Below are 20,721 nucleotides of genomic sequence, written 5' to 3' on the forward strand. Positions count from 1 at the left end.
TCTGCCGGGTTTTTTATTTCAGGCCGCGGCCAACGGGGTGTGGTGATGGTCGGGCTTTTTCAGCAGCATCACCAGATAAACCAGTGCCACTACCGCAATCATCACAAACAGCAGCCGATCGGAGTAGCTCTGCATCAGCATCGACGTCATCGATGGGCCGAGCAAGCTGCCGACGGTATAGCTCATCAACAATGTCTGGTTCATCGCCACCAACTGATGCGGCAGCACCTTTTCGCAGGCCCAGGACATCGCCACAGGGTATAAGGTAAAGCCAGCACAGCCCAGGATAAACAGCGCCGGGGCCATCGCATAGTTACCCAGCATCGCAATGCTGGCAAGGATCACCACAAACACCTGAATGCGTAGTACCAACAGGCGACCGTAGCGATCGGCCAGGCGCCCTATCGGCCACTGACCCACGATGCCGGAACTGACCAGCAGCGCCATCCAGTAACCCACGTTGGCATCACTCATCCCCTGATGGTTTAAATACAGCGGCATCAGGCCGTACAGTGAGCCCAGCACAATCCCCGAGATAATACAGCCGTTGATGCCCAACCGGGCATCACGACGTTTAAACATCTGCCAGATAGAGGCCTGCTGCGGTTCGTCATCCTGGTGATTGACCCGTGCAAACAGCATCGGCAGCATGGCGGCCATCACAACGGCGGTCACCCACGGCACCACATCCAGCAGTTGGGTTGAAACACTGCTCAGCAGCAACTGCCCCGCGACCGTACCGAGATAGTAAACTATCATATACGCCGCCAGCAGTTGACCACGGTTACTCAGATTGCCGCTGCGCAACAGTGCGCTTTCCACGATCACCCAAATCCAGGCACACCCTACCCCGGCAAAGAAGCGCCAGCCGATCCAACTCCAGAAGTCCAGCGACAGCACCATACCCATGGTAGCGAAGGCAAAGACCAAACAGGCAAGATGATAGCTGCGGGTAAAGCCAATCCGCTTGATCAGTTTGCCCGCCACCAGCGTTCCCAACAGGTTACCGGTAAAATAAGACGAACTGACCACCCCCACTTGCCAGGTTGGCAATTGAGCATGCGTTAACCAGAGGGGAACCAAAGTGTTCAAAACGGCGATGGAAACCGTAAGCAGCAATAGGCCGCAGAGCAACATAAGCACTGGGCGAGAATATGCGGACATAGAGAAATTGAAACCGAACAGACAGAGTAGAGTGCGCGCATCATGCCACTGGCGATAAAAAAGTCAATCGGCGGTTAACGGGCGATCGCACAATATGTTTAACAACGGGTTAAAAGTGGCTTTATAGCTGTTCCGGCAACGATTTTTCACCCGAGGCGGCCAGGGTAATATGCCCATGAAAGCAGGATAGCTTGCACAGTCCGCAGCCATTACACAGCGCATCGTCGCACTGCAATTGGCGGGTACCATTTTCAGAAAGCTGGAAGGATAAAGCCTGTTGCGGGCAGTTGATGGTACACATCCGGCAGCTGTCTTGCCGCCCCAGGCAGCTATGGCTGATTTGCGGGCGCAGCAGCGTGTCGCAGGGCATTTTGTCCCGCAACGCCCCGGTTTGGCAGGCGGTGGTGCATTTGCGGCAAACATCACACTCGGTGAAATCGATGCTCAATACCGGCTTGCTTTGATCGAGGCTCAATAAACCGTACGGGCAGCTGCTCACGCAGCCGCCACAACCGTTGCATAACGAGCTGAACAATGCCTCCGGCAAAGCCTGAGGTGGACGAGCCACCGCAGACAATGTCACAGAGGGTGCATCCTGCTCCGGCAAGGCTTTATTACGATCAAGCCAACCAGTCAGCAACCGGCGGCGGCTATTGCCTTGCGCAGATAACTGCTGGTCGTTGTTCATCAGAAATACAGCTCCAGGCTCGGCACTGGTGTCGGGCACTCTTCCGCCCAGGCTGCCAGCGTAATTTGTGCCAACTGCGCCACGCCCTGGTAGAACGGATGTCCAGCATGTTGCTGCAACAGTTCCAGATAACGCGGTGCCCAAGGCAGAATGTGCAGCGCAATCAGCCCGGAAATCATTTTGTGTTGCTTCTCTTCGGCCAACCAGGCCGCCATCATCAGCAAAGTGCCAATATGGTCTTCCGGCTCATTCTGGTCGCGCTGGGCTTCGATACCGTTCACCCGCAGCCATTGGCGCAGACGCAGCGTCGAATCACCAAACAGCACGCTTTCTCTATCCAGATAGACTGAACCCCAAGGCGGAGCAACCAGCGTATGTGGGCCAACGAACAAGCGTTGATAAGCCTCTGACAGCGTCTCTGACTGGTTTCCAGCCAAACCTTCGGCAATCAGGGCTGCGGCCTCTTGTGCACCTTCATAAGGCCATTCGGTCAACCACTGCGGGTCGGCCAAAGAATCCAGTAAAGGCTGGCACTCTTTGCTCTCCGGTGGGGCATACAATAAAACACCTAGCACACGGCCAGTCAGGGCAATTTTTTCAAGCATCATAACTTGGGGCTTCTCCAGGGGCGCAGCCAGGCCGCGCCCAGATTAACGTTAGCCAGCCACGGCCATGCCAACGGTCATATGCAGGCCGTAGAACACGCCACGGCCAATCAACTCACCGGCAAAGACTAACACAAAGCCCAAGGTCAACCCCATCACACTGGCGTTACCACGGCGCAACTGCGGGCAAATCCAGCAACCCAGGCCGAGAACCAGCAAGACCAGCCGCCATACCATCAGTTGGCCATATTCCGGGATCAGCGCCGACGCCTGCTGTACCGAGCTGCTGATAGTAGCCAACTCACTGCCTTGCAACAGTGCCGAGCACAGGCTAAGCAACAGCGCCAGCACGCTGATCATCATCAGTTGACCACGGCCAGCCACTTGCAGACCAGCCGCCCGCAGCAGCAACACGCCCAACAGCGGCCCGCCGATAAACACCGACAGGAAGAAGTTCAGCGTGGTGTAACCGTTATGCCAGGTCGGTACGGTATCGATCTGGTAGACACGCGTCATGGCGTAGACAAACAGCAGACCCAGCACCATGGTGACTACTAGCCAGGCTTTACCCAGCGCCTGCGGCATTTTTTTCAACATGGCCAGCAGCCAATAGAGGCCGCCAACCGCAAAGAATACCGAACCGCTGGCGATTTCATTACTCAACGCCGACTCACCGATGCGATTGAGCGAGTTAAAGGCCCTGATCGGCGTCCCCAGGTGCATCACGGAGGCGATAAAGGCGATCCCCATCAGCAACCACAGGAAAAACATAGAACCGTGTACCGCCTTGCTCTGGCGATCGGTCAGATTACCGGCGATCAACGCCAGCCCCATTACGATAACGCCGCCCACCACAAACTGTCCTAATACGGTGAACACCATCAGCGGCCATTCATGCCATCCCGTTCCCATTTTAAACCTCCTTCGGATTAGCCAGATGGCCGGTAGTGTCACCACTCGGGCGGCTGTTGGCGTTAGGTTTCAGTACGATGCACGGTTTGGTGAAATGCGCGGCCGGTAACGGTGCCACTTGCGCCAGGGTGCCATGTTGTTTACGCAGTTCGTCGATCGGGCCAAAGTCCAGGGCACGCAGCGGGCAGGACTCGACACAAATCGGCTTTTGGCCAACGGCAACGCGCTCATAGCAGCCATCGCACTTGGTCATGTGCCCTTTCGCTTCGTTGTACTGCGGTGCGCCGTACGGGCATGCCATATGGCAGTAGCGGCAACCGATGCACACCTCTTCGTTCACCACCACAAAACCGTCTTCTCGCTTGTGCATGGCGCCACTTGGGCACACTTTGGTACAGGCCGGGTCTTCACAGTGGTTACAGGCGATCGACAGGTAATAGGCAAACACGTTTTGGTGCCAGCTATCGCCGTCCTGCTGCCAGTCACCCCCGGCATACTCATAGATGCGGCGGAAGCTGACGTCCGGGGTCAGGTTTTTATAGTCTTTGCAGGCCAGCTCGCAGGTTTTGCAGCCGGTGCAACGACTCGAATCAATGTAGAATCCATATTGCGTAGTCATCAGCTACTCCTTAAAGTTTGGCGACCTGGACCAGATTGGTGTGAGAAGGATTGCCCTTGGCCAACGGCGACGGGCGCTGGGTGGTCAGCACGTTGATACTGCCAGCATGATCGATACGGCTACCATCTGGCGCATACCAGGCTCCTTCGCCCATAGCGACCACGCCCGGCAACATGCGTGGCGTCACCTTGGCATTAATGCGTACCTCACCCCGATCGTTGTAAATACGGATCAGGTCCCCGTTGGCTATGCCGCGGGATTGCGCATCAATCGGGTTGATCCACATCTCCTGGCGGCAAGCGGCCTTCAGCACGTCGACGTTGCCGTAGGTGGAGTGAGTTCTCGCCTTATAGTGGAAACCGGTCATCTGCAATGGATACTTGCCGCTTAACGGATCGTCGAGGCTTTCGAAACCGGCCGCATAGACCGGCAGCGGATCGATAACGTCGTCCTTGGATAATTCCCAAGTCGCTGCCAGCTCCGCCAGTTGGGCAGAATAGATCTCGATTTTGCCTGAAGGCGTTTTCAATGGATTAGCCTGCGGATCGGCCCGGAATGCTTTGTAAGCCACATGGTGGCCATCGGGATCGCGCTGCTTGAAGATCCCTTGCTTGAGGAACTGCTCAAAGTCCGGTAGCGCCGGAATGGCTTCGCGGGATTGCTGATAAAGGTGACGCAGCCACTCTTCCTGAGTCCGCCCCTCGGTGAAGGCCTGCTCAACCCCCATACGTCGGGCGATCTCGCTGGTCATTTCATAAATGTTCTTACATTCAAACTGCGGCTTGATCGCCTGATCGGCGAAGATGACGTAACCCATATTGCCGCTTGAGGCATCCAGACAGAAATCCATCTGCTCAGAGGCGGTGCAATCTGGCAGCACCAGATCGGCATATTTCGCCGACGAGGTCATGTGGTTATCGATCACCACGATCATCTCGCACTTCTTCTCGTCTTGCAGAATGTCATGGGTACGGTTGATTTCTGAGTGCTGATTAATCAGGCAGTTACTGGCATAGTTCCAGATAAACTTGATCGGCACGTCCAGCTTGTCCTTGCCCTGCACGCCGTCACGCTTGGCGGTCATTTCCGGCCCACGCAGAATGGCATCGGTCCACATGAACATGGAGATACTGGTTTTTACCGGATTCTCCAACGTCGGCATCCGAACAAACGGCAGGCCGTAGGAGCCTTCGCGTGCACCTGTGTTACCGCCATGGATCCCAACGTTACCGGTGAGGATCGGCAACATGGCGATGGCGCGTGAGGTCAACTCACCGTTGGCATGGCGTTGCGGCCCCCAACCTTGCGAAATAAACGCCGGTTTGGTACTGCCAATTTCGCGCGCCAGTTTGACAATGCGGTCGGCCGGGATACCGGTAATTTTTGAGGCCCAGGCAGGCGTCTTCTCAATGCCGTCGTCACCTTGACCCAGAATATAGGCCTTATAGTGCCCATTAGCTGGAGCCCCCGCGGGTAAGGTTTTTTCGTCGTAACCCACGCAGTATTTATCCAGAAACGGCTGATCGACCAAATTCTCGCTGATTAACACATGGGCCAACCCGGCAACCAGTGCCGCATCGGTGCCAGGGCGAATTGGGATCCACTCGTCTTCCCTACCGGCAGCGGTATCGGTGTAGCGCGGATCGATCACAATCATGCGCGCATTCGAACGCTCACGTGCCTGCTCCAGCAAGTAGGTTACCCCACCGCCACTCATACGGGTTTCGCCTGGGTTGTTGCCGAACAGCACCACCAGCTTGCTATTTTCGATGTCCGTCGGGCTGTTACCGTCAGCCCAACCGCCGTAGGTATAATTCAGCCCCATGGCGATCTGCGCGGTGCTATAGTCACCATAGTGGTTCAGATAGCCGCCGCAGCAGTTCATCAGGCGAGCGATCAACGTAGAACCCGGTGGCCAGGAACGGGTGACTGTGCCCCCCAAGGTGCCGGTACCGTAGTTCAAATAGATGGCTTCATTGCCATAGTCTTTGATGATGCGCTTCATGTTGTCGGCGATCAGCGTGTAGGCTTCATCCCAGCTTATCTGCTTGAATTTTCCTTCACCCCGTTTGCCCACGCGCAGCATGGGGTATTTCAGACGGTCCGGGTTATACACGCGGCGGCGCATTGAGCGCCCACGCAGGCAGGCACGAACCTGATGCAACTCTTGGTACTCGTCGTTGCCAGTATTATCCGTTTCGACATACTTGATCATACCGTCGACCACATGCATCCGCAGCGGGCAACGACTACCGCAGTTTACCGTACAAGCACTCCACACCACTTTTTCTTCGGGTTTGGCAAGGGCGGATGTCGGAGAGGTTTCAGCGTTGGCACGGCGGCTGAAAGGCAGGGAAACGCCACCGACGGCAAGGGCAAGCCCGCCAATGGCACTATTTTTGACCAGCTTTCGCCTGGAGCACTGAAGGCCGGACAGAGGTTTTTTTTCGGATTCATTCATAATGGTTTCGCTCTGGGTTGCATAAAATAACCAGTAAAACTGGCAATAAAACCTGCAATCAACGTGTTACGCCGCTCCCAATACAGGTAGATTTCAAAAAAGCAGGTAAAAGTGTTTTAATTGTGGCCTGCCTTAAATGGCACTATGCTCCAAAAGAGGTAGTTACACTTTGCTCACAATCAATAAAGTGTTGATATACCAGGCTTTATTGATAATGATTTTCATTTCATAGTTTTTCTATCTGGATCAAATTAGTATGCTGTGGGTTACCTTTCGCCAACGGTGATGGCCGGTGGGTGGTGAGCGTATTCATGCAGGCACCGTGATCGATACGATCGCCGTTCATGTTGGCCTGATGCCAGGCTCCTTGCCCCATAGCTACTACGCCCGGCATGATGCGCGGTGTGACTTTGGCGGCCACACGCACTTCGCCACGGCCATTGAATACCCGCACCATTTCACCGCTGGCAATGCCGCGCTGGCTGGCATCAAGTGGGTTGATCCAGACTTCCTGCGGGCAAGCCGCCTGCAACACATCGATATTGCCGTAGCTGGAGTGGGTCCGGGCCTTATAGTGGAAACCGAACATTTGCAGTGGGTAGGTGTTACGCAACGGGTCATCCCAACCTTCAAAGGTTGACGCGTAGACCGGCAACGGGCTGATGGTTTCGTCCTTCTCCAACTCCCAACTGCTGGCGATCTCTGCCAACTTGGCCGAATAGATCTCGATCTTGCCTGAAGGCGTTTTCAACGGGTTGGCTACGGGATCGTCACGGAATTTTTTATAGGCCACAAAGTGCCCGTTCGGGTCTTTACGCTTGTAAATCCCCATGCTGCGCAAGGCCTCATACGACGGCAACTGCGGGTCCTTCTCCAGCATCTTGGCGTAAAGGTATTGTAGCCATTGCTCCTGAGTGCGCCCCTCGGTGAATTTTTGGTGTACCTCTGGCCCAAGACGGCGCGCTACCTCACTCATCACTTCATAAATAGGTTTACGCTCAAACTTGGCAGAGGTGGCTGGCTGGATAAAGATCAGGTAACCCATATTGCCAGCGTAGTCGTTCGGGATAATGTCCTCCTGCTCGACCGTCATCAGGTCCGGCAGCAGAATGTCGGCGTATTTCGCCGAGGAGGTCATAAAGTTTTCCAGCACCACGATCATTTCACACTGGGAGTCATCCTGAAGAATGTCGTGGGTTTTGTTGATATCGGAGTGCTGGTTGGTGATGGTGTTCCCGGCATAGTTCCAGATGAACTTGATCGGCACGTCCAACTTGTCTTTGCCGCGTACCCCATCACGTTTGGCGGTCATTTCCGGGCCACGGGCGATGGCATCGGTCCAGCTGAAGCAGGAAATCTGCGTTTTTACCGGATTTTCCAGCACCGGCATCCGTTCAATGGTGATGGTGTAGGTTGATTCACGCGCGCCGCTGTTGCCGCCGTTGATCCCCACGTTGCCGGTCAGGATCGGCAGCATGGCAATGGCCCGTGAGGTGAGCTCACCATTTGCCTGGCGCTGTGGCCCCCAACCTTGCGAGATATAGGCCGGTTTGGCACTGCCAATCTCACGTGCCAGCTTGATGATACGCTCGGCCGGAATGCCGGTGATCTGCGATGCCCACTGTGGGGTCTTCTCAACGCCGTCCTCACCCTGGCCCAGGATATAGGCCTTGTAGTGGCCGTTGGCAGGTGCACCGGCGGGTAGGGTTTTCTCATCGTAACCCACGCAGTAGTTATCCAGGAACGGTTGGTCGACCAAATCCTCGCTGATCAACACATGCGCCAATCCGGCGACCAATGCGGCATCAGTGCCTGGCCGGATCGGGATCCACTCATCTTCCCGCCCAGCAGCCGTATCCGTATAACGCGGATCGATGACGATCATGCGCGCGTTAGAACGTTCCCGTGCCTGCTCCAGGAAATAGGTGATGCCACCGCCGCTCATGCGGGTTTCCGCCGGATTGTTACCGAACAGCACCACCAGCTTGCTGTTTTCAATATCAGAGGTGCTGTTACCTTCATTGCTGCCGTAGGTATAAGGCATGGCGCAGGCGATCTGGGCGGTACTGTAGGTGCCATAGTGGCTAAGAAAACCGCCGTAGCAGTTCATCAGGCGAGCAACCAGCGAGGCATAAGGCGAAGAACGGGTGATATTGCCGCCGACAATGCCAGAGGTATAGTTGATGTAAACCGCTTCATTGCCGTATTTGGCGACGATACGCTGCAGGCTGGAGGCGATTTCTCTGTAAGCCTCTTCCCAACTGATGCGTTTGAATTTACCTTCACCACGTTTGCCGACGCGTTTCATAGGGTAATTCAGACGTTCCGGATGGTTCATGCGCCGACGCATGGAGCGGCCACGCAGACAGGCGCGCACCTGATGGTTGCCATAAACATCGTCGCCCGTGTTGTCGGTTTCCACCCAGTAAACTTCGTCATCGCGTACGTGTAACCGCAAGGCGCAGCGGCTGCCACAGTTAACAGAGCAGGCTCCCCACACCACTTTATCCAGCGGTGGGGGTTGCACCGCAGTATCGACAGTTTCTGCCACTGCATGGCGGCTAAAAGGCAACGAAAAACCGCCAGCGGCCAGGGTCAAGCCCGCTACCGTGCCGGATTTCATTAGCGTACGGCGGCTGATACCGTTGGATGATGATGCTGCAGATTTTTGCTTCGACATAGCTCACTCCTGGTCTTGCCCGAACAACGGGAAACGTCATGCCTTGGTTGGCAGAGACAGGAGGAAGCTGAATTAGCGCTGGGTGGTTTGATGTGGAAAAACGATTCCCCCTCCATAAGTAAGGATATTACTCATTAGGGGGTAGTAAACTTTGTCTGCTATCAATAAATGTGGCTTTCATTCGTAAATTAAAACCATTCAAACGAAAAAAGCGCCCGTAGGCGCTTTCGATACACTATTTCGCTACCACCGTGAGGTGGATTAACCGATATATTCCAGGCCGCCCATGTAAGGACGCAATGCTTCTGGCACCTGAATACGGCCATCGGCCTGCTGATAGTTTTCCAGCACGGCAACCAGAGTACGGCCTACGGCCAAACCAGAGCCATTAAGCGTATGCACCAGGCGTGGTTTTTTCTCGGTTTTACTGCGGCAACGAGCCTGCATACGACGTGCCTGGAAATCCCCCATGTTAGAACAGGAAGAGATCTCACGGTAGGTGTTCTGCGCAGGCAGCCACACTTCCAGATCGTAGGTTTTGCAGGAACCAAAACCGATATCACCGGTGCACAGCAGCACTTTACGATATGGCAGGTTCAGCAGTTGCAGCACTTTCTCCGCATGGCCGGTCAACTCTTCCAGCGCATTCATCGAGTCTTCCGGGCGCACGATCTGGACCATTTCGACCTTGTCGAACTGGTGCATACGGATCAGGCCACGGGTGTCACGCCCGTAAGAACCGGCTTCTGAACGGAAGCATGGCGTATGCGCGGTCATCTTCAGCGGCAGCTCTTCTTCATCAAGGATCTCGTCACGCACCAGGTTGGTAACTGGCACTTCCGCAGTTGGGATCAGCGCATAGTTGCTGCTTTCTGATTCTTCTTCCAGCGGTTTGGTATGGAACAGATCTTCACCAAACTTCGGCAACTGGCCAGTACCGTACAGCGTGGCATGGTTCACCAGATACGGCACGTAGGTTTCCATATAGCCGTGCTGTTCCGTGTGCAGGTCCAGCATGAACTGGGCCAACGCACGGTGCATACGAGCCATTTGGCCTTTCATCACCACAAAACGCGCACCGGTCAGTTTCACCGCAGCGGCAAAGTCCAGCCCACCGGCCATTTCGCCCAGCTCAACGTGATCGCGTACCGGGAAATCGTACTGACGCGGTTCGCCCCAGCGGCAGATTTCCAGGTTTTCGCTATCGTCTTTGCCATCCGGCACCGCGTCGTCCGGCACGTTCGGCATCACTAGCGCGTAATCACGGATCTCGTTCTGCAGCTTATCCAGTGCGGCCTTGGCAGCATCCAGCTTGTCACCCAGTTCGTTCACTTCGCGACGCAGTGGCTCGATATCTTCACCGCGCGCTTTGGCCGCGCCGATGGATTTCGATCGGGAGTTACGTTCTGCCTGCAGTGTTTCAGTTTCTACCTGCAGAACCTTACGGCGCTCTTCTTGCGAACGCAGCAGATCCAGATCGAGTTTAAAGCCTCTGCGAGCCAGTTTTACGGCGACTGCGTCTAGCTCATTACGCAGCAGATTGGGATCGAGCATGCTAATCCTGTGCTTGTTGTTATTGAAAGAGAAATTGTGTTTTATGCCGCAACGGTATAGCCGCATAAAAGAAGTGTGATACCCGCTAACCTTACCGCAACGGCAACGCTAGCGGTAGCGTTTTGTCTGGCTATTTTGATCCTGCTCAGCCAGCCATGCCAACTTTTCACCGATTTTACCTTCCAGCCCGCGCGAGGTTGGATGATAGTAGCGCGTGGTGGCCATTTCCGCCGGGAAATAGCTCTCTCCGGCCGCGTAGGCGTTGGGTTCGTCATGGGCATAGCGGTATTCTGCGCCCAGCCCCATTTCTTTCATCAGCTTGGTCGGTGCGTTACGCAGATGCTCCGGCACGTCATAGTCCGCCATCTCTTTGGCATCACGCATGGCGGCTTTAAAAGCGGTATACACGGCGTTGCTTTTGGGTGCACAGGCCAGATAAACGATCGCCTGTGCGATAGCGCGTTCCCCCTCCGCAGGACCAACGCGGGTGAAGCAATCCCAGGCGGCAATGGCCACCTGCATTCCGCGCGGATCGGCGTTGCCAACGTCTTCAGAGGCAATGGCCAGCAGGCGGCGCGCCACATACAGCGGATCGCCACCGGCGGTAATAATACGCGCATACCAGTACAAGGCGGCATCCGGTGCCGAACCACGCACGGATTTATGCAGTGCAGAAATCAGATCGTAATAGCGATCGCCTTTGTTATCGAAGCGCGCACTGCGTTCACCAGAGACCTCTTTGAGCAGCTCCGGGGTTAATACCCGCATGCCTTTGCCGTCGATTTCCGCCATATCGGCCATCATCTCCAGGCTGTTCAAGGCGCGGCGGGCATCGCCACCCACCAGTTCCGACAGCATGCGCTTGGTTTCCGGCGGCAGCTCGATATTCTGATCGCCAAAACCGCGCGCCTTGTCTTCCATGGCCTGATCCAGCACCTGGCCGATGTCATCCGCCGTCAGCGCTTTGAGCAGATACACCCGCGCACGGGACAGCAACGCCGAGTTCAGTTCAAAGGAAGGGTTTTCCGTAGTAGCACCGATAAAGGTAATGGTGCCGTCTTCGATATGTGGCAGGAAGGCATCCTGCTGGCTTTTATTGAAGCGGTGAACTTCATCTACAAACAGGATGGTACGGCGGCCTGCGTCCCGGTTTTGCCGGGCGCGCTCGATGGCTTCACGGATCTCCTTGATGCCGGAGGTCACCGCTGAGATGCGCTCAACATCGGCCCGGCCATAACGGCCAATCAACTCTGCCAGCGTCGTTTTCCCGGTTCCCGGCGGCCCCCACAGGATCATCGAGTGCAACTGCCCAGCCTCGATGGCGCGTGGCAACGGCTTGCCCGGGGCCAGCAAATGCTGCTGGCCAATGTATTGCGCCAGCGTAGTTGGCCGCATACGCGCGGCCAGTGGCTGAAACTCATTGTGGGAAAAATCGAGTGACATGTTGCTCACGTAGACCTCACTGGCGCTGGTCGTCCAGCGTCACCCCCTTCGGTGGGGTAAATTTGAATTTGGCAGCATCAACGCTGCTGCTCTGCTGGCTCTTCAACTGATAAGCGCTGCGTTGACCATCTTGCTCAACCGCTGCAAAGCTTTTGATGGTGCCGCTATTGGTCACGGTGATGGCAAACTGCTTCAGATTACCGCTGCTGGCCTTTGGCGTCAGTTCGAAATCATCGCCTTTCTGCTTCACGTTGTACTTTTTCCAGTCGTTAGCATCGTTACGGGTGATCAGCATAAAGGGCGTATTGCCGGTGGCGTTTTTCAGCCAGGTGGCCGTCACCTGCTCGACGAACGGGTTGTAGAACCACAGGGTCTCACCGTCCGAAACCAGCACGCTCTCATCCGGCGAGGTCATGTGCCAGTTAAACAGATTGGGGCGTTTTACCCATAATTCGCCTTCCCCTTGCTGCACCGCAGCGCCGTCACTACTGGTGACCGATTGGGAGAAGCTGGCATGGAAACTGTTTACTTTCGCCAGACGACTTTGCAAATCTTGCGCAGCATCCGCTAACACGGAAGTAGACGCGAATCCCGAAAGCAGACAACAGGCCATCAACAGTTTTTTCATTATTCCAGATACCTTATGAAATGCGTTTACCGCAAACTGGGTCAATATAACCCTGAACACCTCCACTCTACCCGAAGCGCTTGACTGACAGCCAGAGCACTATTCCGATAAAGCAGGGGTTTACGCTTCTTTGCACAAGGGCCGCAAAGCGGCCCTTTTATTATGGTTACAGCGCCTGATGGTAATCAGTCATGCCGTGGCGGAGCCAGCACCTCACGGTTACCGTTATGCCCCTGCTCGCTGACAATGCCCTGCGCTTCCATCTGTTCGATGATACGCGCGGCGCGGTTGTAGCCGATGCGGAACTGACGCTGTACACCGGAAATCGAGGCGCGGCGTTTATCCACCACAAACTCAACCGCCTGATCGAACAGCGGATCCAGCTCTTCGTCACCGTCCAGACCACCGCCTGCGCCCCCCTCACCGTCTTCACCGGCGCTGAGAATGCCCTCTTTATACTGCGGCCGCTCACGCGCTTTCCAGTCTTTAACCACGGCATGAACTTCCTGATCGCGGACAAACGCCCCGTGCACACGCACCGGTATCGAAGAGTTCGGTGCCAAATACAGCATGTCACCCATCCCCAACAAGGATTCCGCTCCGCCCTGATCGAGAATGGTGCGGGAGTCGATCTTGCTCGATACGGTAAAGGCGATACGCGTCGGGATGTTGGCCTTGATCAAACCGGTGATCACGTCCACCGAAGGACGCTGGGTTGCCAGCACCAGGTGGATCCCCGCAGCACGCGCTTTTTGTGCCAGACGGGCGATCAGTTCTTCCACCTTTTTGCCCACCGTCATGATCAGATCGGCAAATTCATCCACCATCACCACGATGTACGGCTCTTTTTCCAACACCGGCGGCGTGATATCCATGCTGTCGCTTGGCTTCCAGAACGGATCCGGGATTGGCCGCCCCATCGCCTCGGCCTGATCGACCCGCTCGTTGTAGCCCGCCAGGTTACGAACCCCCAAGGCAGACATCAACTTATAGCGGCGCTCCATCTCGGCTACGCACCAACGCAAGGCATTGGCGGCGTCTTTCATATCGGTAACCACATCGGTCAGCAGGTGTGGAATGCCTTCGTAGACCGACAGTTCCAGCATTTTAGGGTCGATCATGATAAAGCGCACTTCTTTCGGCGTGGCCTTATACAAGATGCTGAGGATCATGGCGTTGACCCCGACCGACTTACCAGAACCCGTGGTACCGGCTACCAGCAGATGCGGCATTTTAGCCAAATCGGCGACCACCGGCTGACCCGCGATATCTTTACCCAATACGATCGCCAAAGGCGATGGATTGTCGCGGAAGGCTGGGCAATCCAGCACTTCTCGCAGATACACGGTTTGTCGTTTGACGTTCGGCAATTCCAGACCAACGTAAGGTTTACCAGGGATCACTTCCACCACACGCACGGCGGAAGTTGACAATGAACGAGCCAGATCGCGCGACAGGTTGGAAATGCGCGCAGCCTTGACGCCAGGAGCCAAATCCAGTTCGAAGCGGGTAATGACCGGGCCAGGCAGAATATCGACCACATCGGCCTTGACGCGGTAATCCGCCAGGCTGGCTTCCACCAGCCGCGCTTTCTGTTCCAGCGCAAAGGTATCAACCGGTTCGACCTCTTTCGGGGCCTCGGTCAACAGATCCAGCGTTGGCAGTGGCGTAGTCGGTTTCTGCAGCGGCATATCATTACGCATCAGGAATGGATGGATCAGGCTGTCCATCGCTGGCGCTGGCGGTTGCTGCTGAACGGGTGGCTGATACGTCTGTTGCGGCTGGTAACCAGGCGCAGGGTTAGTTTGCGGACGCGGTGCCTGATAAGCGGGCACCTCAGGCTCAAACTGCCCGAACGGCACATCGTCTTCCAACTCGCTTTCCAGCTCGATGCTATCCTCAAGCTGTGGCGACAGGGTAAACAGCGGCTCGGTTGGGCCGTCATCCACCAGATCTGCCATCGGTGAGAAACTGTAGGCCTGGCGGGTATCCACCGGACGAGTCACCGGAGCCGGTTCTGGTTCAGGCTGAGGTGCTTCTACGCCATAGCGTGCCTGTTGCTGCGCGGCAAATGCCTGACCGAGTTCGGCCTCACGCTGCGCATCTTCGTCATCTTGCTGATACTCTTCTTCTTGCTGATACTCGTCGCCATAGCGCTGGCTTTGCTGTTCGGCAAAGGCCTGACGCAATGCGGCCTCTTGCAAGGCTTCATCTTCTTCCTGCGGATTGCTGACCGGCTCTGGATGTGGTTCGTCCCCGCGGTTACGCTGCTCTTGCTCCGCGATCCGCTGCGAAGGCAGCTTGATGCCGTAGGAGGCCAGCTCACGCCGGGTTGGAATACGCACCGGATTTGGCCGTGGCAGTTCCGGTCCGATGCCCTGTTTGACCTGCGAGCTCGCATCGCTGGTGGCGGTAAACGCAGGCATGAAGGTATTGTTCACCGCGCCAGCGGTCGCTGCAGCTGCGGCAGTTGCCGCTGGTTTCACTACCTCTCTGGCACTGAAACCCGTTGATCCGATAACATCGTCGCTATCCCGCTGAGCCGCAGAGAAATCAAACGGTGACGGCTCTGGTTTTGGCGTAACGGGCGTCTGCCAGTCACCCAGGCGCGGCTCATGCTCCTCACGATAAGGCTCCGCTAGGCGTGTCGTTCTCGGTGCCGGGGTCTCTTCTGGCAGTTCAAACGAATACAGCGGCGGCGTATCTTGTGGCTGCGCAGGGGTTAATGGGTGCTGATTGATGGAAGCAGGCGCTGCCGGGGCCACGGTGACCGGAGCCTGAACGGCCGCTTTCGGCATTACCGGGATATCGGTAACGACCGGTGCTGGCTCGGCAAGCGGAAGATCATCATCGCTGGCGCGCAAACCACTCAATAAAGGATCGGCAGCATCCTGCGCTTCTTCTTCGGCGGTTTCGGTCACGGAAGAGGCAGAGAACAACGGATCGTCCTCATCTACTGCCATAGGAGCAGGTGCCTCATGTTGGCCACTTTCCTCGCGCTCATCGAGCACGACGTCGTCATCGTCGTGATAGCGGTCTTCACGGCGTGAACGGTTAGTCATAAAGGTAGCGGCGCCAAGCACTACACCACCAATCTTTTCCGCAATGACCAGCCATGACCAACCGGTGAACAAGGTCAGCCCCACCGCCCAAATGCCGAGCAGCGCCAAAGTGGCGCCAATGCCGTTAAACCACGGCAACATGGCATTGCTTAGCAGGCTGCCAATCACCCCGCCGGATGCAAAGTAATAGAGATCGTCAACGTTCAACGCCGCCAGGCCACACGAGGTAAGCACCAGCGCCAATGTACCGATTAAACGTAACGAGAGCCCAAAGAAATCGATGTATTCGCCCTTGTCGCGCCGACGGTAACCGGACAGGCACAACACCAGCATAATCGGTGGGATCGCATAGGCAAGGACCCCAAAGGTGAAGAACAACGTGTCGGCCAACCATGCGCCTACTCCGCCGCCCAAATTGTGGATAGGCTCATGCCAGGCAGTTTGCGACCAACTAGGATCGGAAGGATTAAAACTGACCAACGCAGCCATGAGGTAAACGGCAAAAATGGCCACCACGATCAACACAGCCTCGAGCAAACGCCGCCCACTGCTGAGTTTTTTCAGGGTAACTTCTTTATCTTCTGTGTATTCCTGGCTCAAGAAAGGCACTCCAGGTTCCTGTTGACGGATAGAGTAACGGCGCCGAGAAGCTTCCCCGGCGCCAAAACTGTATGAATAAACAGGAGTGTAACGAATTTAATCAGGTTTTGCACCTGCACCTTACCGTGTTTTGATAACCAGACGGTTACTCTGTTTGACTTCTTCCATCACGACGTAAGTACGGGTGTCATTAACCCCCGGTAAACGCAACAGAGTTTCGCCCAACAGCTTACGGTAAGCTGACATATCTGGCACACGGGTTTTCAACAGATAGTCGAAATCACCGGAAACCAGATGACACTCCTGAATTTCTTCAAGTTTTTGCACCGCAGAGTTGAATTGCTCAAACACATCCGGCGCGCCGCGGTTCAGCGTGATTTCCACGAAGACCAGCAGGGAAGCATCCAGATAATGCGGGTTAAGCAATGCGGTATACCCATGAATAAAGCCTTGACGCTCAAGACGGCGCACACGCTCCAAACAAGGGGTTGGGGATAATCCCACGCGCTTTGAAAGTTCGACGTTCGAAATACGCCCATCCTTTTGCAACTCATTAAGGATGTTGCGATCGATACGGTCGAGATCTTTACCCGGGCGTTTTTTAGTATCTACCATTATTATTGTCTCTCTTATGTTCTTCCCTGCACTTGCCACACCCTAGCCAACGTCAATGTGCAAGGATTTGTTCCAAGCGAAGACCCGATGCCTGTGTTAAGCGGTTCATTCCCCTGAGGGGAACAAGATACGTAATACCTACCAACCGCCCCTGTGCTTCGTCACTACCATCTTCCGCCGTTACCCAGCCTGTCTGTCACCTCTGGGCAACGAATTCAAATGATTTACGTTCAGAAATCCATCAACCACCGCCAGGGCAAACCCTCCCTCACCTATCGCGCCTCGGCAATATTCTGCCTGGGTGGCGAAAATGCCTGCGGTTTACGGCTGGCACGGGGTTAATTTCTTCTTCCTATGATGTTTTCGCAAATGCGCAGCGGATTGTCAAAGCAAAAGAAGCAAAATCAGTAGAACGTACCGCAAGCAAAAGTGAGCGCCTGATTTTTTGTTAGGAATTTCCCCCATTCAAAACCGGGTAGTTACCCACATAAACCCAACAAAAACCGCATTTTTAACCCATTCTGTACAAAATTATCGCTGCCGTTATCCCCGCCTACGCAAGGATAAAATATCGGCTGATAGACGCTGGTTATCAAACAAATCGGTAACAACATCCCCTGGCGCTTTTTTTACTGCCGCATTTTCCCTACAATCGGTTCCATTGTCCGCCATTGTGGGAAACGAGGTTATTCATGGGCACGGCTAAACATAGCAAATTATTGATCCTGGGCTCTGGCCCAGCTGGCTACACCGCAGCGGTTTATGCGGCGCGCGCTAACCTGAACCCGGTCTTGATCACCGGTATGGAACAAGGCGGTCAGTTGACCACCACCACCGAAGTGGAGAACTGGCCAGGCGATGCCGAAGGCTTGACCGGCCCGGCGCTGATGGAGCGCATGCGTGAGCACGCAGAAAAGTTCGACACCCAGATCGTGTTTGACCATATCAACAGCGTCGATCTGCAGAACCGTCCTTTCCGCCTGTTGGGTGATAGTGGTGAATATACTTGCGATGCCTTGATTATCGCTACTGGTGCATCGGCCCGTTATTTAGGTCTGCCATCAGAAGAAGCGTTCAAGGGCAAAGGTGTCTCCGCCTGTGCCACCTGCGATGGTTTCTTCTATCGCAACCAGAAGGTCGCCGTGGTCGGTGGTGGCAACACCGCCGTGGAAGAAGCGCTGTATCTGTCGAACATCGCCTCTGAAGTTCACCTGGTGCACCGCCGCGACACTTTCCGCAGCGAAAAGATCCTGATCAATCGCCTGATGGAAAAAGTGAAGAACGGCAACATCATCCTGCATACGGACTGCACGCTGGACGAAGTGTTGGGCGATCAGATGGGCGTCACCGGGATGCGCTTACGCAGCACCAAAGATGCTGAGCAGACCAAAGAGTTAGAACTTGCCGGCGTATTTATCGCGATCGGCCACAGCCCGAACACCGCGATCTTTGGCGGGCAGCTTGAGCTGGAAAACGGCTATATCAAGGTGCAGTCCGGGATTCACGGTAACGCGACCCAGACTTCCATCCCAGGCGTATTTGCCGCAGGTGACGTCATGGATCACATTTACCGCCAGGCAATCACGTCAGCCGGAACGGGCTGTATGGCCGCACTGGATGCCGAACGCTATCTCGACGGTATCGCGCAGGCCGAAGTTAAGTAAGCCCTCATCAGCAATGATACCGAGGCGGCCTGTTGGCCGCCTTATTTCTATCCCCCACCCCTGAAAGTTCAAAACAACCCCATCCGCGCTAAAAACGTGACTGTTGCCCAAGTTATGAAAGGGATATTTAGTTCACGTCTACCGAGTGAAGAGGTAACATTAGCGTTCACTTGTCTTATTTCCCGCAGAGACAAACACTTTTTTAACAGTACGTTAACCAAGCCTGCTACAACAGGCATCGGCGACGCAGACACCTGATGAAAAAAACCAGACAGCACCAGTTAACCCGTTGGCTCAAAACACAGAGTACGTTGGCGCAGCGTTGGCTGCGTTTATCCATGCTGTTAGGTCTGGCAAGCGGCATTTTGATCGTCGCCCAGGCCTGGCTGTTGGCCTCACTGCTCCATGCGCTGATTATTGAACATCAGCCCCGTGGCGAACTGGTTTCGTCGTTTATCTGGTTGGCCGCTACCTTTGCTTTGCGCGCCTTCCTGAGCTGGCTGCGTGAACGAGTCGGCTTTATCTGCGGGCAGGTCATTCGCCAGCGTATGCGTGCGCAGGTGCTGGATAAGCTGCAACAGCTTGGCCCCGCCTGGATCCAGGGCAAGCCTGCCGGGAGCTGGGCCAGCATTATCGTTGAGCAAATTGAGGATATGCAGGATTACTATTCCCGCTATCTGCCGCAAATGTATCTGGCCGTGTTTATCCCGGTGCTGATCCTGATCACCGTCTTCCCGATCAACTGGGCGGCCGGGTTTATCCTGCTGGCTACTGCCCCGTTGATCCCACTGTTTATGGCACTGGTCGGTATGGGGGCGGCAGATGCCAACCGCCGTAACTTTATTGCGCTGGCCCGGCTCAGCGGCAATTTCCTCGATCGCCTGCGCGGCCTGGATACCCTGCGTCTGTTTAATCGCGGCCAGGCGGAAACCGATCACATTGCCAAATCCTCGGAAGATTTCCGCCAGCGCACCATGGAAGTGCTGCGCCTGGCCTTCCTCTCCTCCGCCGTGCTGGAGTTCTTCGCCTCGATTTCCATCGCCGTGGTGGCAGTCTATTTTGGCTTCTCCTACCTCGGTGAACTGGACTTTGGCAGCTACGGCACTGGTGTAACGCTGTTTGCCGGTTTTCTGGTGCTGATCCTGGCACCGGAGTTTTTCCAACCGCTGCGCGATCTGGGTGCCTTTTACCATGCCAAAGCCCAGGCCGTGGGCGCCGCCGAAGCGCTGGAAACCTTCCTGGCCGCCGAGGGGGAGCAGGTTGGCAATGGCTCCCTAATGCTAAATAGCGAAGAACCACTGGCCGTACAGGCACAGCAGTTGGAAATCCTCTCGCCCAATGGCGTAGTGCTTGCGGGGCCGCTTGATTTTACCTTACCTGCCAACCAGCGCATTGCCTTGGTCGGGCTTAGCGGTGCAGGGAAAAGTTCGTTGTTGAATCTGTTATTGGGCTTCCTGCCCTATCGGGGCTCCTTGCTGATCAATGGCATCGAACTGCGCGAGCTGGCTGCGGTTAACTGGCGTCAGCAACTGGGCTGGGTGGGGCAAAACCCCCATCTGCCAGCTCAAACGTTACGGGACAATATCCTGCTCGGCTACCCACAGGCCAGCGAGGCCCAATTGCAACAGGCCGTCGAGCAGGCTTACGTCAGTGAATTCCTGCCCCACCTGCCAAAAGGGTTGGCTACCGATCTGGGCGACGGTGCTGCCCGCCTTTCCGTTGGGCAAGCTCAGCGTGTGGCCGTAGCGCGAGCGCTGCTCAGCCCCCGCCGTTTGCTGTTACTGGATGAACCTGCGGCCAGCCTGGACGCCCACAGCGAACGTTTGGTGATGCAGGCGCTGAATGCAGCCTCCCATCAGCAGACCACGCTGTTGGTCACGCACCAGTTGGAAGATACCGAAGATTATGACCAGATTTGGGTGATGGACAGTGGCAAAATCGTGCAGCAGGGCAACTACGCCACGCTCAGCGCCCAGCCCGGTCTGTTTGCCAAACTGATTGCACACCGCAGCGGGGAGCTATAATC

At 55.6% G+C, this 20,721-nt stretch carries 15 protein-coding genes; 3 read left to right on the forward strand and 12 right to left on the reverse strand.

The window, feature by feature from the left end:
• Nucleotides 1-18: 18 nt before the first annotated feature.
• The 12 genes from ACKWMY_RS08135 to lrp all read right to left on the reverse strand — a co-directional run bounded on the left by ACKWMY_RS08135 (nt 19) and on the right by lrp (nt 17,031).
• Nucleotides 19-1,164, reverse strand: a complete 1,146-nt coding sequence (locus tag ACKWMY_RS08135; RefSeq protein WP_024529858.1) for an MFS transporter — start codon at nt 1,162-1,164, stop codon at nt 19-21.
• Between the two features lie 121 nt (nt 1,165-1,285).
• Nucleotides 1,286-1,852, reverse strand: a complete 567-nt coding sequence (gene napF / locus ACKWMY_RS08140; RefSeq protein ID WP_024529859.1) for a ferredoxin-type protein NapF — start codon at nt 1,850-1,852, stop codon at nt 1,286-1,288.
• Nucleotides 1,852-2,460 carry a Tat proofreading chaperone DmsD gene (gene dmsD / locus ACKWMY_RS08145; protein WP_024529860.1) on the reverse strand — a complete coding sequence of 203 codons (609 nt, stop codon included), beginning with the start codon at nt 2,458-2,460 and terminating at the stop codon, nt 1,852-1,854. Before dmsD ends, napF begins: the two co-directional genes overlap by 1 nt.
• A gap of 48 nt (nt 2,461-2,508) precedes the next feature.
• A complete protein-coding gene (locus ACKWMY_RS08150) occupies nt 2,509-3,369 on the reverse strand; it encodes a dimethyl sulfoxide reductase anchor subunit family protein (RefSeq protein WP_024529861.1) in 861 nt (286 codons plus the stop codon).
• A 1-nt stretch (nt 3,370) separates the two neighbouring features.
• Nucleotides 3,371-3,988, reverse strand: coding sequence for a DMSO/selenate family reductase complex B subunit (locus tag ACKWMY_RS08155; protein ID WP_024529862.1), 618 nt, complete (start codon nt 3,986-3,988; stop codon nt 3,371-3,373).
• A 10-nt stretch (nt 3,989-3,998) separates the two neighbouring features.
• Nucleotides 3,999-6,449 (reverse strand): dimethylsulfoxide reductase subunit A, encoded by a 2,451-nt coding sequence (gene dmsA, locus ACKWMY_RS08160; RefSeq protein ID WP_409486149.1) that lies wholly within the window; start codon nt 6,447-6,449, stop codon nt 3,999-4,001.
• 226 nt (nt 6,450-6,675) lie between these two features.
• Nucleotides 6,676-9,129: a selenate/tellurate reductase subunit YnfE gene (gene ynfE / locus ACKWMY_RS08165; RefSeq protein ID WP_074028960.1), complete on the reverse strand. Its 2,454-nt coding sequence runs from the start codon at nt 9,127-9,129 to the stop codon at nt 6,676-6,678.
• Between the two features lie 261 nt (nt 9,130-9,390).
• On the reverse strand, nt 9,391-10,683 hold the full coding sequence (gene serS, locus ACKWMY_RS08170; protein ID WP_409486150.1) for a serine--tRNA ligase: 1,293 nt from the start codon (nt 10,681-10,683) through the stop codon (nt 9,391-9,393).
• A gap of 108 nt (nt 10,684-10,791) precedes the next feature.
• On the reverse strand, nt 10,792-12,135 hold the full coding sequence (locus tag ACKWMY_RS08175) for a replication-associated recombination protein A (protein ID WP_037375016.1): 1,344 nt from the start codon (nt 12,133-12,135) through the stop codon (nt 10,792-10,794).
• A gap of 7 nt (nt 12,136-12,142) precedes the next feature.
• The gene (gene lolA, locus ACKWMY_RS08180; RefSeq protein WP_024529867.1) at nt 12,143-12,754 is read right to left on the reverse strand and encodes an outer membrane lipoprotein chaperone LolA; all 612 of its coding nucleotides are present in this window, start codon (nt 12,752-12,754) and stop codon (nt 12,143-12,145) included.
• A gap of 185 nt (nt 12,755-12,939) precedes the next feature.
• Nucleotides 12,940-16,416, reverse strand: a complete 3,477-nt coding sequence (locus tag ACKWMY_RS08185; protein ID WP_409486151.1) for a DNA translocase FtsK 4TM domain-containing protein — start codon at nt 16,414-16,416, stop codon at nt 12,940-12,942.
• A 120-nt stretch (nt 16,417-16,536) separates the two neighbouring features.
• Nucleotides 16,537-17,031: a leucine-responsive transcriptional regulator Lrp gene (gene lrp, locus ACKWMY_RS08190; protein WP_021804943.1), complete on the reverse strand. Its 495-nt coding sequence runs from the start codon at nt 17,029-17,031 to the stop codon at nt 16,537-16,539.
• A gap of 219 nt (nt 17,032-17,250) precedes the next feature.
• Between lrp and ACKWMY_RS08195 the strand changes: the two genes are divergently transcribed.
• From ACKWMY_RS08195 to cydD, 3 genes are all read left to right on the forward strand, one after another.
• Nucleotides 17,251-17,373 carry a hypothetical protein gene (locus tag ACKWMY_RS08195; RefSeq protein ID WP_255519155.1) on the forward strand — a complete coding sequence of 41 codons (123 nt, stop codon included), beginning with the start codon at nt 17,251-17,253 and terminating at the stop codon, nt 17,371-17,373.
• A 350-nt stretch (nt 17,374-17,723) separates the two neighbouring features.
• Entirely contained in the window at nt 17,724-18,695 is a 972-nt protein-coding gene (trxB, locus tag ACKWMY_RS08200; RefSeq protein WP_024529869.1) for a thioredoxin-disulfide reductase, read from the forward strand.
• A gap of 257 nt (nt 18,696-18,952) precedes the next feature.
• Entirely contained in the window at nt 18,953-20,719 is a 1,767-nt protein-coding gene (cydD, locus tag ACKWMY_RS08205) for a heme ABC transporter permease/ATP-binding protein CydD (protein ID WP_211135713.1), read from the forward strand.
• Nucleotides 20,720-20,721: the final 2 nt, after the last annotated feature.

Source organism: Serratia sp. J2 (assembly GCF_046269175.1).
GTDB lineage: Bacteria > Pseudomonadota > Gammaproteobacteria > Enterobacterales > Enterobacteriaceae > Chania > Chania fonticola_C.